This is a genomic window from Bradyrhizobium nivariense (assembly GCF_029846695.2).
Lineage (GTDB): Bacteria > Pseudomonadota > Alphaproteobacteria > Rhizobiales > Xanthobacteraceae > Bradyrhizobium.
Genome location: NZ_JARWCR020000095.1, coordinates 13976 through 29358, shown reverse-complemented (window position 1 = coordinate 29358; position 15383 = coordinate 13976). Strand labels below are relative to the sequence as shown.

General features: G+C 64.1%; 13 protein-coding genes. 11 read left to right on the top strand and 2 right to left on the bottom strand.

Annotated elements, in window-relative coordinates; translation table 11 throughout:
* Positions 1-253 precede the first annotated feature (253 nt).
* The 3 genes from QCM77_RS41610 (at position 254) to QCM77_RS41600 (ending at position 2051) form a co-directional block, all read left to right on the top strand.
* Positions 254-979 (top strand): hypothetical protein, encoded by a 726-nt coding sequence (locus QCM77_RS41610; RefSeq protein WP_280096647.1) that lies wholly within the window; start codon positions 254-256, stop codon positions 977-979.
* A gap of 183 nt (positions 980-1162) precedes the next feature.
* Positions 1163-1336, top strand: a complete 174-nt coding sequence (locus tag QCM77_RS41605) for a hypothetical protein (protein WP_279664955.1) — start codon at positions 1163-1165, stop codon at positions 1334-1336.
* Between the two features lie 328 nt (positions 1337-1664).
* Entirely contained in the window at positions 1665-2051 is a 387-nt protein-coding gene (locus tag QCM77_RS41600) for a VOC family protein (protein WP_279664956.1), read from the top strand.
* A 384-nt stretch (positions 2052-2435) separates the two neighbouring features.
* On the opposite strand, the gene QCM77_RS41595 is transcribed toward QCM77_RS41600, so the two are convergent.
* The gene (locus tag QCM77_RS41595) at positions 2436-4163 is read right to left on the bottom strand and encodes a methyl-accepting chemotaxis protein (protein ID WP_279664957.1); all 1728 of its coding nucleotides are present in this window, start codon (positions 4161-4163) and stop codon (positions 2436-2438) included.
* Between the two features lie 231 nt (positions 4164-4394).
* On the opposite strand from QCM77_RS41595, the gene QCM77_RS41590 reads away from it, so the two are divergent.
* The 4 genes from QCM77_RS41590 to QCM77_RS41575 all read left to right on the top strand — a co-directional run bounded on the left by QCM77_RS41590 (position 4395) and on the right by QCM77_RS41575 (position 10878).
* Positions 4395-5777 (top strand): ethanolamine ammonia-lyase subunit EutB, encoded by a 1383-nt coding sequence (locus QCM77_RS41590; protein ID WP_279664958.1) that lies wholly within the window; start codon positions 4395-4397, stop codon positions 5775-5777.
* A gap of 152 nt (positions 5778-5929) precedes the next feature.
* Positions 5930-7516: a B12-binding domain-containing radical SAM protein gene (locus QCM77_RS41585; protein ID WP_280096646.1), complete on the top strand. Its 1587-nt coding sequence runs from the start codon at positions 5930-5932 to the stop codon at positions 7514-7516.
* A 6-nt stretch (positions 7517-7522) separates the two neighbouring features.
* Complete coding sequence (gene eutC, locus QCM77_RS41580) at positions 7523-8308, top strand: ethanolamine ammonia-lyase subunit EutC (protein ID WP_279664960.1); 786 nt, start codon at positions 7523-7525, stop codon at positions 8306-8308.
* Between the two features lie 206 nt (positions 8309-8514).
* Positions 8515-10878, top strand: a complete 2364-nt coding sequence (locus QCM77_RS41575) for an efflux RND transporter permease subunit (protein ID WP_279664961.1) — start codon at positions 8515-8517, stop codon at positions 10876-10878.
* Between the two features lie 121 nt (positions 10879-10999).
* Here the strand turns inward: QCM77_RS41575 and QCM77_RS41570 are convergent, their stop codons facing one another.
* Positions 11000-11497, bottom strand: a complete 498-nt coding sequence (locus QCM77_RS41570; RefSeq protein WP_279664962.1) for a hypothetical protein — start codon at positions 11495-11497, stop codon at positions 11000-11002.
* 462 nt (positions 11498-11959) lie between these two features.
* On the opposite strand from QCM77_RS41570, the gene QCM77_RS41565 reads away from it, so the two are divergent.
* The 4 genes from QCM77_RS41565 to hpnE all read left to right on the top strand — a co-directional run bounded on the left by QCM77_RS41565 (position 11960) and on the right by hpnE (position 15356).
* Positions 11960-12193 (top strand): hypothetical protein, encoded by a 234-nt coding sequence (locus QCM77_RS41565; protein WP_007593627.1) that lies wholly within the window; start codon positions 11960-11962, stop codon positions 12191-12193.
* Between the two features lie 193 nt (positions 12194-12386).
* Complete coding sequence (gene hpnC / locus QCM77_RS41560; RefSeq protein ID WP_279664963.1) at positions 12387-13271, top strand: squalene synthase HpnC; 885 nt, start codon at positions 12387-12389, stop codon at positions 13269-13271.
* Positions 13261-14100 (top strand): presqualene diphosphate synthase HpnD, encoded by an 840-nt coding sequence (hpnD, locus tag QCM77_RS41555; protein WP_279664966.1) that lies wholly within the window; start codon positions 13261-13263, stop codon positions 14098-14100. Before hpnC ends, hpnD begins: the two co-directional genes overlap by 11 nt.
* On the top strand, positions 14100-15356 hold the full coding sequence (gene hpnE, locus QCM77_RS41550) for a hydroxysqualene dehydroxylase HpnE (RefSeq protein ID WP_280096645.1): 1257 nt from the start codon (positions 14100-14102) through the stop codon (positions 15354-15356). Before hpnD ends, hpnE begins: the two co-directional genes overlap by 1 nt.
* The last annotated feature ends 27 nt before the right edge of the window (positions 15357-15383 follow it).

Genomic DNA, 15383 nt, shown 5'->3' with positions numbered 1-15383 from the left:
TCAAGGCATTCCGGCAGCAACGTCGTCTGCTGGCGATCCACCCCTTGAACGAAACCCCGCATCAATTCCCCCCGCGATTCAGCAAGAGAATCATAGCATCGACGGAGTTTTTACACAGCCTGGACCCGAAGCTGACGCTGATAGACGATCAGCCCAAAACGCCGATCAATACGATTTGAATTGAGCTCTTAGGCAACCCGAAGAGAAGTCCAGCTATAAGTTTCCAACGAGGGCCATGACAAAGGGGCGGCGCTTGCAGCAGTTCGAAACGCAGCGGGATTTGCGTGGGTTAGGCTTGGCAAAGAAGCAGAATCGGAAGACCGCCGCTGCGGATTGGCTTTCCCTCTGGTTCTCGCGGGGCAGCGACATTGACGGGCTTTGGGTAGGAACTACGGAAAGCAAACCTCACCCCGGCTTGCGTCGGGTCGAGGACGCGCTTCAACTAATCAAACGCCATGACTCGCTTCACTATTCTCGCGTGATTCATAACCTAGAGCGGGTATGGGTGCGCTTACTTCCGACTGCTCGTGCTTGCTATGACAGGTCGCTGAAGGCTTGCGTGCTCGATGAGCGATACATTCTTCCTGAAACAACGACGCTCGAACGGATTGCTTGCACAATAATCCATGAAGCGACCCATGCAAGGCTGGAGCGATGGGGCATCAACTACGGTGAAAAGAAGCGCTCTCGGATCGAAGCGGTTTGTCTTCGGCGAGAACTACACTTCATCGCCAAGCTCCCGCGCGGCGAACAATTATGGGATGAGAGAGCGCTCACATTGGAGTGGTGCATTAGCGATCACGACCATTTCTCCGATGGGAGCTTTCAGCAGCGCAACCTACAAGGCGCGGTCGAAACACTGCGCTATTTGGACGTACCAGACTGGCTCATCAGATTTTTACTGAAAGTGCGGGCCGTAGTTTCCGGGGTGCACCAGTTGGTCCACCGTGTCGCCGGGCGGCCCCGGCGGAAAGCTTAGGAATTGCGGAATTACGGTGCACTCAACTCGGCTCAAAGTTAAGTGCACTGGACCGTAATCTAAATCGCGCAGGATGGTTGACGTCCGATGATGGCCCCCTGCCGACTTTCTAGGGCAGGCTGGCGCCTGTCCGCTCACAAGGGCAGAGCGGACAAGACGTGCCTTCGCTGGCTGATCGAATCCATGAGTGCTGCCGTAATCGGGAAGGTGTTCACGGCGAGGGAGGGTTCGGTGAGCCGTGCCGTCGCCCGCGCCTACGTCTACGCCCGCTTCATCCGCATCGGCGACGGGCCGGATCAGGTGCATCTGGCGGCGGTCGGCAAGGAGCTGATCAAGCGGGGCGGGGTGATGGGGTAGCTGGTGTTGTAGTGCCCTGGGACCGCACTCAAACATCTCTGCTCGAACGGCCTGGCGCGAGAGTGGGTCGGAAGCCTCGGCCCGTTGGGTCTGCCCGGACCGCCCGCGGACGGCGTCGAGATGCTCCCCTCGTCGCGGTTCGATGGTCTATTGACGAGCGCCGATCGACTTAGGATATGTGAGGGCTGGGGCGCGGAGGCGGATGCCGCGAGCCGGGCGTGATGGCACGTATCCTTCGGGGTACGCCACCCGTCCTGGGCACGTCGGCGAAGGCGCGATCGGATCGGACGGGCGATCGCTGGCATGTGGTCTGGAGGCAGTCCTTCGAATGACAGCGATCGACAACGTTGAATGCATAACGCTTTTCGTGCCGGACCTGCACAGCGCCAAAACCTTCTACGAGGCTGTATTCTGCGGCAATTTCATCTACGAGGACGAGACCTCGGCGGTGCTCAAGCTGCGGAACCTGATGATCAATCTTCTCGACGAGCGCGCCGCACCGGAGCTCATCAGGCCGCATCCGGTTGGGAGCCCGGGGGCGCCTCCGCGGCTCCTGTTGACCGTGTTGGTCGATGACGTCGATGCGTGTTGCGTGAAGCTTGCCGAGCGGCAAGTGCCGATCCTGAACGGACCGATCGACCGACCATGGGGACGTCGGACCGCGGCGTTCCTGGATCCCGCCGGCCACGCGTGGGAGCTGGCTCATCCACTCTAAAGCGCGATGAGATGAGGATGAATCATCATCGCGCTTTAGGTTGTTGTTTGAGCATGATCTTTTCGGAAAACCGCTTCGCACTTTTCCGGATCATGCTTTAGGCAGCAAGAGGTCGCGCATGGCGCGTGTCGTTGCCGGGCCCGACGTGCTCCGTATCGAGGATGTGGATATCGCCGCCGGGAGCCCGCGGTGCGATCAGCTGGATGATGACGTCATGCCAGTGTTTTGCCCGACGCGTCAAATTGATTTCGTAAAATCCGCAGCCGTCGCGCCGGGTAGTTAAGCCGTTGATATCGCTATCCCCGGCTACTGTGCATGGGGTTGTTTTCGCGTTTTTTTGTTTGGGGCGTGCTCGCCGCCGGGCTCGTGGCGATCGGCGCGCCGTCATCCCGCCTTGGCGGCGCGGGCATCCGACCGCAAATTCTGGAAGAACTTCTCCACCTCCCGCGACAGCGTGTCGGCCGTCGCGGTCAGGCTGCTTGCCGCCGTCAGCACGGAGGATGCCGCCGTGTCGGTCTCGCCGATGGCGTCGCGGAGCGAGGTAATGTTGGCGACGAGGGTCTCGTTGCCTTGGGCAGCCGATTGCGCGTTGGACGAGATCTCGCGCGTGGCGGCGTCCTGCTGGCCGATGGCGCCGGCGATCGCCGAGGTGACGTCGTTGATCTCGCGCACCGCGCCGCCGATCTCGCGGACGGCGTCGACCGCGTTGCGGGTGGAGGACTGGATCATCGAGACGTTCTCGCTGATGTCGGCGGTCGCCTTCGCGGTCTGGCCTGCGAGTGCCTTGACTTCATGCGCGACGACGGCAAAGCCGCGGCCGGCGTCGCCCGCGCGCGCGGCTTCGATGGTGGCGTTGAGCGCGAGCAGATTGGTCTGCTCGGCGATCGCCTGGATCAGGCTGAGCACGCCGTCGATGCGTTGGGTGGCCGCGGCAAGGCTCTCGATTTCGGCGATCGATTTCTCGGTACGCTGGCCGGTCTGCGCGACCGCGCTTGCGCTCTGCCGCACCTGCCGGCCGATCTCGACCACGGATGCCGACAGCTCTTCGGCCGCGCCCGCCACCGCCGTGACGTTGTGGGAGGCCTGCTCGGTGGCGTTCGCCGCCGTGCCGGCGCGGCTGCTTGCGTCCGCGGTGACGCGGGTGATGGTCTGCGCCGTCTCGCGCATGACGGAGGCGTTGTCGCTGAGGCCGCGCATGATCGCGCCGATCGCCTCGCGAAACGCGTCGACGGATTGTTCGATGTGGCGGGCGCGCGCCTCGCGCGCGGCGGAGTCCTGCGAGACCTGCGAGGCGAGATTGCGGTTGCGCCCCATCGCGTCCTGGAAGATCTGGATGGCGCGTGCCAGCGCGCCGATCTCGTCGGCGCGGTCAGAGTGCGGCACCACGACGTTCTCGGCGCCGTCGGCAACCTGCTTGATGGTCGCGGTGATGGCGGAGAGGGGACGCGCGATCGAGCGGGCGATGATGACGATGCCGATCACGACCAGGGCTAGCGCCACGCCTGCGAGGCAGGTCAGCACGAAGGAGAGGGTGCGGTTGGTCTCGGTCTCGTGCGCGATTTGCCTGCCGCGCTCGGCATAGACCTTGGACAGCGCTTCCAGATCCTTGTTCAGCGCGGAGCGCACGGCGCGGTTGGCGTCGTTGTCGCCCCATTCGCGGCCCGCGGCCGCGTTGATCTCGACGCCGCGGCGCACCAGCTCCTTGCGGAACTCGACGAACTGCTCGATGCGCTTCTTGAAGGCGGCGAACTGCTCGGCATCGTCAGCCTTGACGATGGTCTCCCAGCGCTTCACGACGTCGAGGATCTGGGCGTTGAACTTGAGCAGGCCCTCGCCGTATTTTTTCACCACGGCAGGCTCGGTCGACATGTAGACGCCGCGCGATTCCATCACGACCGCGTAGACCAGCGAGTTGACCCGCTCGACGTTGAGCGCGGCGGCGTTCGCCGTCTCGATCGCGCTGGTCAGGTCGGCGCCGCGGCGGCTGTTGTAGTCGGACAGCATCGCGATCGCCGCCGTGAGCAGCGCGAACAGCGCGAAGATTGCATAGAGCTTGTTGGCAAGCGTGAAGCGGCCGGCCAGGCCGGCATTCCCAGAGCGTTCGGTTGTCATGGTTTTCAGGGCCCCAATGGCCGGGAGCGGCCGGAGAGCGCGGTCGTACAAATTGATGCAAAACTATGCAGAACGAAGATGGATGCGGCGTTAACGCGGGGGTTGGACCCCTTCGCCCTTGGTCGAAAGAAAGGTAAGATATTTCAGCGTCTTGATCTGAAGGTATAGTTTCAGGATCGCTTGAAGTTTGCCCTGGACGCGGTCATTGGCCGACGAACCCCGGAGGGACCCTTGGTCTACCGCCACACCATCGATGCCACGACCTACACGTTCCCGGATTTGCGCGACCTGCTCGCCAAGGCGACCCCGCCGCGCTCCGGCGACCGGCTCGCCGGGATCGCCGCCGCCAGCGCCGAACAGATGATCGCGGCGCGGATGGCGCTGGCCGACGTCCCGCTCGGGCAGTTCTTGCAGGAAGCCGTCGTCCCCTACGAGGCCGACGAGGTCACCCGCCTCGTCATCGACAGCCACGACGCCAACGCCTTCGCGCCGGTGGCCTCGCTGACCGTCGGCGCCTTCCGCGACTGGCTGTTGTCGGATGCCGCGACGCCCGAAATCCTGCGCAAGCTGGCAGGCGGCATCACGCCGGAGATGGCGGCCGCAGTCTCAAAGCTGATGCGCAACCAGGATTTGATCCTGGCGGCACGGAAATGCGAGGTCACCACCGCTTTCCGCAACACCATCGGCCTGAAGGGGCGGATGAGCACCCGGCTCCAGCCCAACCATCCCTTTGACGACGCCAGGGGCATCACCGCCTCCATCCTCGACGGCATCCTGCTCGGCGCCGGCGATGCCTGCATCGGCATCAACCCGGCCAGCGATGACCCGGCCGTAATCGGCCAATTGCTGCGGCTGCTCGACGAGATCATTGCCCGGCTGAAGATCCCGACGCAGGCCTGCGTGCTGACCCATGTCACCACGACGCTGTCGCTGATCGGGCAGGGCGTGCCGGTCGACCTCGTCTTCCAGTCGGTCGCCGGCACCGAGGTCGCCAACCGCAGTTTCGGCATCGACCTCGCGCTTCTGAAGGAGGCGCAGGAGGCCGGGCTGTCGCAGAGGCGCGGTACGGTCGGCCAGAACGTGATGTATTTCGAGACCGGCCAGGGCTCGGCGCTGTCGGCCAATGCCCATCACGGCGTCGACCAGCAGACCTGCGAGGCGCGCGCCTATGCCGTGGCCCGCGCCTTTGCCCCGCTGCTGGTCAACAGTGTGGTCGGCTTCATCGGCCCGGAATATCTCTACGACGGCAAGGAAATCATCCGGGCGGGGCTGGAGGATCACTTTTGCGGCAAGCTGCTCGGCCTGCCGCTCGGGATCGACATCTGCTACACCAACCATGCCGAGGCGGACCAGGACGACATGGATAATCTGCTGACGCTGCTCGCGGCCGCCGGCGTCACCTTCATCATGGGCGTTCCCGGCGCCGATGACGTCATGCTGAACTATCAGTCCACGTCCTTTCACGACGCGCTCTATGTCCGCGACGTCTTCTCCTTGCGCCGCGCGCCGGAGTTCGACGACTGGCTGGCGCAGTCCGGCATTGTGGGCACTGACTTCCGGCTTGCCGGCGATGCAGGCCTGCTGCCCGATTTTGCCTCCCGGCTGATCGCGTGACGCGGCGGAGGCACCCGGCGGCTTGAGGAAACCATTGGCGCCTCTCGGAATTATGCTCATGCCACAATATTGAGAAATTCCGGCGACAGCATTACGCTATATGTCTGGCTGGCAATTTCCGCAGCTATGTCGAGCGTGGCGGGGGAGCTTTGATGCGAGCTGAAAGCAACGGCACGTCCCGGCGGATTCTCTGCGTGTTCCCGCGATACACATCGTCGTTCGGAACGTTCGAGCATTCCTACCCCCTGACCGATGGCGTCCGTGCCTTCATGCCGCCGCAGGGGCTTTTGCTGCTCGCAGCCTATCTGCCCAGGGAATGGCAGGTCAAATTCGTCGACGAGAACCTTCGCCGTACGACAAAGGAAGAGTTCGAATGGGCGGAGGCGGTCTTCGTCAGCGGCATGCACATCCAGCGCCAGCAGATGAACGACATCTGCCGCCGCGCCCATGAGTTAGATCTGCCGGTTGCGCTCGGCGGTCCCTCCGTCAGCGCCTGCCCGGACTATTATCCGTCCTTCGACTATCTCCATGTCGGCGAGCTCGGCGACGCCACCAATCAGTTGCTCGAGATATTGTCGCGCGATACCTCGCGTCCGGAAGCACAGGTGATGCTGACCACCAAAGACCGCGTGCCGATGACGGAGTTTCCGATCCCGGCCTACGAGCTCGCCGATGTGAAGAAATACTTCCTCGGCAGCATCCAGTATTCCAGCGGCTGTCCCTACCAGTGCGAGTTCTGCGACATCCCCGGCCTCTATGGCCGCAATCCCCGCATCAAGTCGCCGGAGCAGATCATCGCCGAGCTCGACCGCTTGCGCGAATGCGGCATGACCGACACGGTCTATTTCGTCGACGACAATTTCATCGGCAACCGCAAGGCGGCGATGGATCTGCTGCCGCATCTGATCGAATGGCAGAAGAGAACCGGCTATGTCGTGCGGCTCGCCTGCGAGGCGACGCTCAACATCGCCAAGCGCCCCGAGATCCTCGAGAAGATGCGCGAGGCCTATTTCTTCACCATCTTCTGCGGCATCGAGACGCCCGATCCCGACGCGCTGAAGGCGATGCACAAGGACCATAACATGATGGTCCCGATCCTGGAGGGTGTGCGCACCATCAACTCCTACGGCATGGAGGTGGTGTCCGGCATTATCATGGGGCTGGACACCGACAAGCCGAACACCTCGGAAGCGCTGCTCGCCTTCATCGAGGAGTCGCAGATCCCGCTGCTCACGATCAACCTGCTTCAGGCGCTGCCGAAGACGCCGCTGTGGGACCGGCTGGAGAAGGAAGGGCGCCTGATCGACGACGAGGGCCGCGATTCCAACGTCGACTTCCTGCTGCCCTATGACGACGTCGTCGCATCCTGGAAGCACGCGATGGCTGTCGCCTACGAGCCCGAGAAGGTCTACGCGCGCTTCCAGTATCAGTGCGACCACGTTTATCCCCATCGCCTCAAGATGCCGGTGCCGGACGAGATGAAGACCTGGACCAACATCAGGCGCGGTCTGGTCATGTTGCGCAACATCTTCTGGAAGGTCGGCGTGCTCGGTGATTACAGGCGCGTGTTCTGGAAGTTCGCGCTGGGACGCATCCGGTGCGGCGATCTCGAAGGCCTGATCGGCTGCACCATGATTGCGCATCATCTCATCACCTTTGCGCGGGCAGCATCGAGCGGCAAGCAGAACGCCTCGAACTATTCGCTGCGGCTGCGCGAGGCGGCCGTTCCCGCCGAATGACACAACATGTCTGACCCGACCGTCCCATGCCGCCCGACCCTCGATCTGCGGTCGCTCACGCCTGCGCGCGTCGCGCTCGGGCGCAGCGGCGCGAGTTTGCCGACGCGCGCGTTGCTCGATTTCACGCTGGACCATGCCCGCGCCCGCGATGCCGTGCATGCCGCCTTCGACGCGCCGCGGCTGGTCGCCGATCTCCGCGCGCTTGGCCTCGTCGTCACCGAGGCGCGGAGCCAGGCGGGCGACCGCCGGGACTATCTGCGGCGGCCCGATCTGGGCAGACAGCTCGATGCCGGATCAGTCGAGGCTCTGGCGCGGAGTGCCTCGGAGCTGTGCCCACTCGCGGTCGTGATCGGCGACGGCCTGTCGGCAGCCGCGGTCCACGCCCATGCGGCCGCGCTGGTGATGCGCCTGCTGCCGTTGCTCGCAGCCGATGATGGTGTCGCGATCGGCCATGTCGTCGTCGCCTCAGGCGCGCGCGTCGCGCTCGGCGACGAGATCGGCGCCATTCTCGGCGCGCGCATGGTCGTGACGCTGATCGGCGAGCGGCCAGGCCTGTCGGCGCCCGACAGTCTCGGCGCCTATCTGACCTTCGCGCCGAAGCCGGGCCGCGCCGATGCCGAGCGCAATTGCGTGTCGAACATCCACAAGGCCGGGCTGAGCTATGACGAGGCCGCCTTCAAGATCGCCTGGCTGATCCGCGAAGGGCTGGCCCGGGAGGTCACCGGCGTGGCGCTGAAGGACGAGAGCGCGGACCGGGCGCCGCGTCGAATTGGCACGGCTTTGCCCGAATGACGGGCATTCCGGCAAAATCGCCACAACTTGATCGATTTGGCCACACTTCGCCTGCTTGCGAGAAGGGTGACTGACCTGCTAAACCCCTCGCGGCGATTTTCCGCGCATTTTCAAAGGGCAAGCCTCCCCATTGGTATGGCATTTTCAAGCCGTTCGCGGGGCGCAATAAGCTCACCAACCGAGCCGATTTAGGAACTGGACAAGGCATGCTCGAAAAGCACCGCGAGAATGAGGTTCATGTCGACAAGGTCGAGCAGGGACCTGCGTCCTCCATCGCCTTCGGGCTCGAGCGCATCGGGCTGATCGCCGTCCGGACGCCGATCGTCTCCTGCATCGTGTTGCTCGTGCTTATCGTCGGCGCCGTGTTCGGCATTCACCGGATCAAGATCGACGATTCGCTGTCGCAGCTGTTCCGGTCCAACACGCCGGAATTTCGCCAGTATGAAGCGGTGACAAAGAAGTTCCCGGCCGAGGAGTTCGATGTCCTCGTCGTGGTCGAGGGCAAGAATCTGCTGGCGCGGAACAATCTCGAGAAGCTGCGCGACTTCGTCACCGACATGCAGCTCGTCGAGGGCACGCGCGGACTGGTCTCACTGTTCTCCGCGCGTCAGGCGCCGGCGCCCGGCAAGCTGCCGGCGGCACTGTTCCCGCCCGAGCTGCCCGAAGGCGCCGACTACGACAAGTTCATCGAGACCGTCAAAAACAACGAGATCATCCGCGGCAAGCTGTTGTCGGAGGACGGCACGCTCGCGCTGATCGTGCTGTCGCTCGATCCGGAGGTGGTCGCCTCCAGCAAGCTGACCAAGACCGTCACCGACATCCGCGCCCTGATGAAGGAGGACCTCAGCGACACCGGGCTCAACGTGCAGCTCTCCGGCGTGCCGGTGATGCAGCTCGAGATCCGCAACGCGGTCGAGCGCGACGGGCTCACCTACAACATCCTGGGCATTCTCGCCGGCTGTGTCATCGCGATCATCTTCTTCCGCAAGATCTCGTTCATGGTGGCGGCGGCGTTCCCGCCGATGATCGCGATCCTGCTGGCGCTTGGTGCGCTCGGCTGGGCCAATTTCAATCTCAACATGTTCCTGAACGTGATGACGCCGCTCATCATGGTCATCAGCTTCTCGGACTCGATGCAGCTCACCTTCGCCGCGCGCGACCGGCTGATCGCGGGCCAGGACAAGTTCACCGCATTCAAGAACGCGGTGCTGGTGGTGGGACCAGCCTGCGTGCTGACGCACGGCACCGCCGGCATTTCCTTCATCGCACTCCAGTTCTCCGACTCCGATTTGATCCGCAAGTTCGGCGAGGCGGGTCTCGCCGCCACCATCATCGCGCTGGTCGCGGTGTTGTCGCTGGTGCCGGTGTTCGGCGTGCTGCTCGTGCGCAACGAGAAAGTCTTTGCGACCAAATTCCAGAGCGCGGATGCCGGCGTGCAGGCGCTGCGCAATTTCTGCTACTGGATCGCGGTGCGCATGGTGAGCCGCCCCGGCCTGTTCAGCCTGATCGCCGTGTTGTTCGTTGGCGGCCTCGGCGTCATCTACGCCAATCTGGAGCCGCGCTACCGGCTCGCCGACCAGGTGCCGGACAAGCGCCAGGCGGTCGCCGCCAGCGACCGGCTCGACGCCAAGCTCACCGGCGCCAACCCGGTCAACGTGCTGATCCAGTTCCCCAAGGGTGAAACGCTCTATTCGCCGGAGACGCTGCAGACCATCGCGGACGTGCATTCGACCGTGGAGAAGGCGGCCGGTGTTGGCAATGTCTGGTCGGTCGAGACTCTGCGCCGCTGGCTCGCGGAAAAGGCCGGCAGCGCCGACGTCGCGACGCTGAAGGAATATGTCAGCGTCATTCCCGAGCATCTGGTCCGGCGTTTCATCGATGCCGAGCAGGACGCCGTCGTTGTCGCAGGCCGCGTGCCCGACAAGGATTCCAGCCAGCTCCTGCCGATCGTCGAAAAGCTCGATTCCGAGCTCGACGCCGTCCGCAAGAAGCATCCCGGCTATGAAGTGGCGGTCACGGGTCTTGCCGCGATTGCCGCGCGCAACTCGGCCGGCATGATCGAGAAGCTGAATCGCGGTCTCACCGTCGAGTTCGCGCTGGTCGCGATCTTCATCGGCCTCGCCTTCCGCTCATGGGTCGTGATGTTCGCCTGCATCCTGCCGGGCATCTTCCCGGTGGTGATGTCGGGGACGGTGCTGTGGGCGATGGATGAGGGTCTGCAATTCGCCAGCGTCGTCGCGCTCACCGTCTCGTTCGGCCTGGGACTGAGTGCGACCATCCACTTCCTCAACCGCCTCAGGCTCGAGAGCAAGCCGGGCGTCGGCTCGGCGCTCGCGGTCGAGCGCGCGACCGTGCTGGTCGGCCCTGCGTTGATCCTGACCACGCTGGTGCTGGCCTGCGGTCTCGTCGTCACCGTGTTCTCCGACCTGCCGTCGCTGCGGCTGTTCGGCTGGCTCAGCGCGTTCTCGATGGTGATGGCGCTCGTCGCCGACCTCTTCATCCTGCGGCCGACAGCGATGTGGCTGATCAATCTGCACGCCAAGCTTCAGGGCGACAAGCCGGCGATCTGAGCGGCTTCATTCATCGGACATGGAATCGGCGCGGTCTGGGCGACTGCGCCGCGTTTCCGAAAAACAGCAAGCCCCGGTTCGCGAGAACCGGGGCTTGCTGCTTTCGATGCGGTAAGAGCTATCAGCCCTTCGTCATCGTGATGTTGACGCCGCGGATCTCGCCCTTGGAGGAGATCTGCACCGTTTGCTTGGTGCCATTGGTGCGCAGCGACAAATTGGCGGCAAAGCCGTTTGCCTCGACGAACACCTCGATCTGGCCGCCACCGGCGGTGCCCTGGAGATTGCCGAAGATGTTGCGGCTGGCCTCGCTCCAATTGCCGGAGATGCGCTCGCCCTGGCTTGTCACGTCGCTGGTCAGGTCGAACTTGTAGCTGTCGGACGCGCAGTGCAGCGCCTGCTTGAGGTTGAGGCCGCTGCCGGCGACCTTGTAGTCCGCCTTGCAGCGGATGCGCTCGGTGGAGCCGTCGGACAGCGACACTGTGCCGGTGCCGGTCCACGCGCCGTCGAAACCGGCAAACGGTCCGGACGACTGAGCCTGACTTGCCGAAACCGAGAAGAGCAGCACAGCGCCGATGCCGGCCGCCTTGATTGCCAGTTCAGATCGCCCAAAGAATTTCATCTCAAATATCCCGTTTTGGAACGACGTCTGCTTTCGATTGAGAACGTCTCGCCACATCGAAGGTTTAGTGTTCCGAGCCTGTGTCAGGTTCAATGTCTGCCCGCCCCTACATGTCGGCATCGCGAAGCGCGCTTGCCATGGTTCGCCTCCGGATTCTCTGTGTTTCGGTATGTTTCTGGCGCCCAAGGCGGGGTGGAGCGATGCAGCCCTGCAACAGGTGCGCGGCAAAACGCAGCGTGCCTGAATTATGACGTAGTATCAATCTCTTACATTTGCCAGAGAAGGTGCAGGGAAGACCTGATTTGGTGGACGTGGCGCCAATTTGGCCGCATTTGCCAGTGCTTGTGCCTTCTCCGAGGCCGCACTTTCCGCGGCGACTTGCCATCAGAACAATCCGTTCCGGTCGTCCGCCCTGTGCTGTCCGGGATCGGTGCGATTCTGCCGTCAGAATGAAGGAATACAATGCGTAAGCTTCTCGTCGCTCTCACCTTGCTGTCGGCATCCCTCTCGACCGCAGCGTTCGCCCAGCAAGGGCGCGGCACGGACGCCGAGCAGAAGGCCTGCTCGCGCGATGTGCAGAAGCTCTGCCGTCCGGTCATCGACCAGGGCGATTTCACCATCCTGGCCTGCCTCAAGGAGAACCGGGCCAAGATCTCGCAGGCCTGTGACCAGGTCCTGAAGAACCACAACCAGTAAGCTCGGCCACTGGCCGACAAAAGGCGGCCCCCGGGCCGCCTTTTCGGGCCTGATCCGCAAAGGGCAGCCATCGAGAGACGGGATTGGTTTTGCGGCCGTATTCCCCTATATGGGGGCCGCGGCGGCATCGCCGGCACGGGCCCGCGCGAGCGGAAAAGCCCTTCCTGTCCAAACGATTGTAGACCAGCCCTCGATGACCTCTGCGAGTGAATTGCGATCCGGCAAGGGTGAGCGCGACGAGAATTTTCCCGTCGCGTCCTGGATCATTCATCCGCGTCATCGCGCGCTGATCCTGGCGTATTACAATTTCGTCCGCACCGCCGACGACATCGCCGACCACGCCACGCTGCCGCCGGACGAGAAGCTCGCTTATCTCGACCTGCTCGAGGCGGAATTGCTTGGCACGGGCGACACCCAGGCCGAGGCCGTCAGCTTGCGGCGCGCGCTAGCCGAGCGCGGCATGGCGCCGCGCCACGCGCTCGACGTGCTCATCGCGTTCCGCATGGACGTGACCAAGCTGCGCTACGAAAACTGGGACGAGGTCATCCACTATTGCCGGTATTCGGCGATGCCGGTCGGCCGCTTCATGCTCGACGTCCATGGTGAGAGCACCTCGACCTGGGCCGCGTCGGATGCGCTCTGCGCCGCGCTGCAGATCAACAACCACCTCCAGGATTGCGGCAGGGATTTCCGCGAGCTCAACCGCGTCTATCTGCCGCGCGATGCGCTGGCCGCAAGCGGCGCTTCGGTCGAGCAGCTCGGACTGGCGCAGTCGCCGCCGGCGATGCTGGCCTGCCTTCAGGCGCTCGCCGTGCGCAACGAAGCGCTGCTCAACGACGGCAGGTCGCTCAGCGCGGAGATCAGGGATTTCCGCCTCGGCGTCGACGTCTCGGTGATCCAGGCCTATGCCGACCGCATCGTGCGCCTCCTGAAGGTACGTGATCCCCTGCGCGAGCGCGTGCACCTGAACAAGCTCGAGCTCCTCACCTTCAGCCTCGCCGGCATGATCGGCGAAGTCGGCCGCCGCGCGATCGGGCGCAAGGCCATTTCCAGACCGGGGACTGCTCATGACGCTTGAGGCGACCTCGCCCGGCGCCAGTTATGGCTCGACCGCATCCGGCAGTTCGTTCTACGCCGCGATGCGCATCCTGCCGCACGACCAGCGCGAAGCGATGTTCCAGATCTACAGCTTCTGCCGTCAGGTCGACGACATCGCCGATTCCGATGGCCCGCGCGACGAGCGGCTCGCCGCCCTTCAGGCGTGGCGCAACGACATCGATGCGCTCTACCAGGGCAATCCGCCGCCGCGGCTGAAGGACTACGTCACCTCGGTGAAGACCTTCGGCCTCAAGCGCGAGGATTTCCTCGCCATCGTCGACGGCATGGAGATGGACGTGCCGCAGGACATCCGCGCGCCTGACATGGCGACGCTGGATCTCTATTGCGATCGCGTCGCGAGCGCTGTGGGGCGGCTGTCGGTGCGGGTGTTCGGCCTGCCGGAAGGAGACGGCATCGAGCTCGCCCATCATCTTGGCCGCGCGCTCCAGCTCACCAACATCCTGCGCGACATCGACGAGGACGCGGGCCTCGGCCGGCTCTATCTGCCGCGCGAAGCGCTGCTGCATGCCGGCATCACCTCCAATGAGCCGAACCGCGTGATCGTCGAGCGCGCGCTGCCGAAGGTCTGCCTGCCGCTGGCGCAACGCGCGAAGGCGCATTTCGAGGAGTCGGACGAGATCATGAACCGCAACAAGCGCCGCTCGGTGCGCGCGCCGCGGATGATGTCGAAATACTATCATGCCATTCTGGATCTCCTGATCGCGCGCGGGTTCAACGCGCCGCGCGAGCCGGTGCGTGTATCGAAGATCACACGCATCGCCATCCTGCTCCGTTACGCTCTCATCTGATGCAAAAAACAGCTCACATCATCGGTGCCGGAATTTCCGGCCTCTCCGCCGCCGTGCGGCTCGCCAATGCCGGTTTCAAGGTCGCCGTGCACGAGGCGACGCAGCAGGCCGGCGGCCGTTGTCGTTCCTATTTCGACGGCGCCACCAATCTCACCATCGACAACGGCAATCATCTGCTGCTGTCCGGTAACAGCCATGCGCGCGCCTATGCGCGATCGATCAGCACCGAGGCGGGTCTCGTCGGTCCGGAGCGCGCGCAGTTTCCTTTCGTCGATATCACGACCGGGCAGCGCTGGCAGATCGACCTCGGCGACGGCCGGCTGCCGACCTGGGTGCTCGACGAGAGCCGCCGCGTCCCCGACACCGGGCTTGCCGATTATCTGAAGCTGGCGCCGCTGATCTGGGCGTCGGAAGAGACGCTGGTTGGAAAATCGATTCCCTGCGAGGGCGTCCTCTATCAGCGCCTGGTGCAGCCGCTGCTGCTTGCTGCGTTGAATGTCGATCCGCCCGAGGGTTCGGCCGGGCTCGCCGGCGCGATCGTCCGCGAGACGCTGCTCGCCGGCGGACAGGCCTGTCGTCCCCTGATCGCGCGCGACGGGCTCAGTACGGTGCTGATCGAGCCTGCCGTGACGTTCCTGCAGGCGCGTGGCCACTCCGTTCAGCTCGGCCACGAGCTACGCTCGTTTGCGACCAATGACGGCAAGGTCGGCGCGCTGAATTTCGGCGGCGAGGATGTGATCCAGATCGGTGAGGGCGACGTCGTCGTGATGGCGGTGCCGCCGCGGGCTGCCTCCAACCTGCTGCCGGGCCTGAAGACGCCGACCGAATTCCGCGCCATCGTGAATGCGCATTTCCGCGTTGAGCCGCCACCGGGGTCGGCTCCGATCCTCGGCGTGATCGGCGGCGTCGTGGAATGGCTGTTTGCGTTCCCGAACCGGCTTTCCGTCACCATCAGCAACGGCGACCGCCTGGTCGAGATGCCGCGCGAGGAACTCGCGCAGGCGATCTGGAACGATGTCTGCAAGGCCGGCGGTGTTTCCGGCGAGCTGCCCCCTTGGCAGATCGTGCGCGAGCGCCGTGCCACATTTGCGGCGACGCCAGCGCAGAATGCCCTGCGCCCGGGTCCGGTCACTGCGCTCAAAAACCTGTTTCTTGCAGGCGATTGGACTGCTACGGGATTGCCTGCAACCATCGAGGGATCGGTCCGATCCGGTGATCGCGCCGCCGATCTGGTTCTGGCCGCCAAGGGATACTGACAGGCGGCCCTGACGGGCATTTGTCCC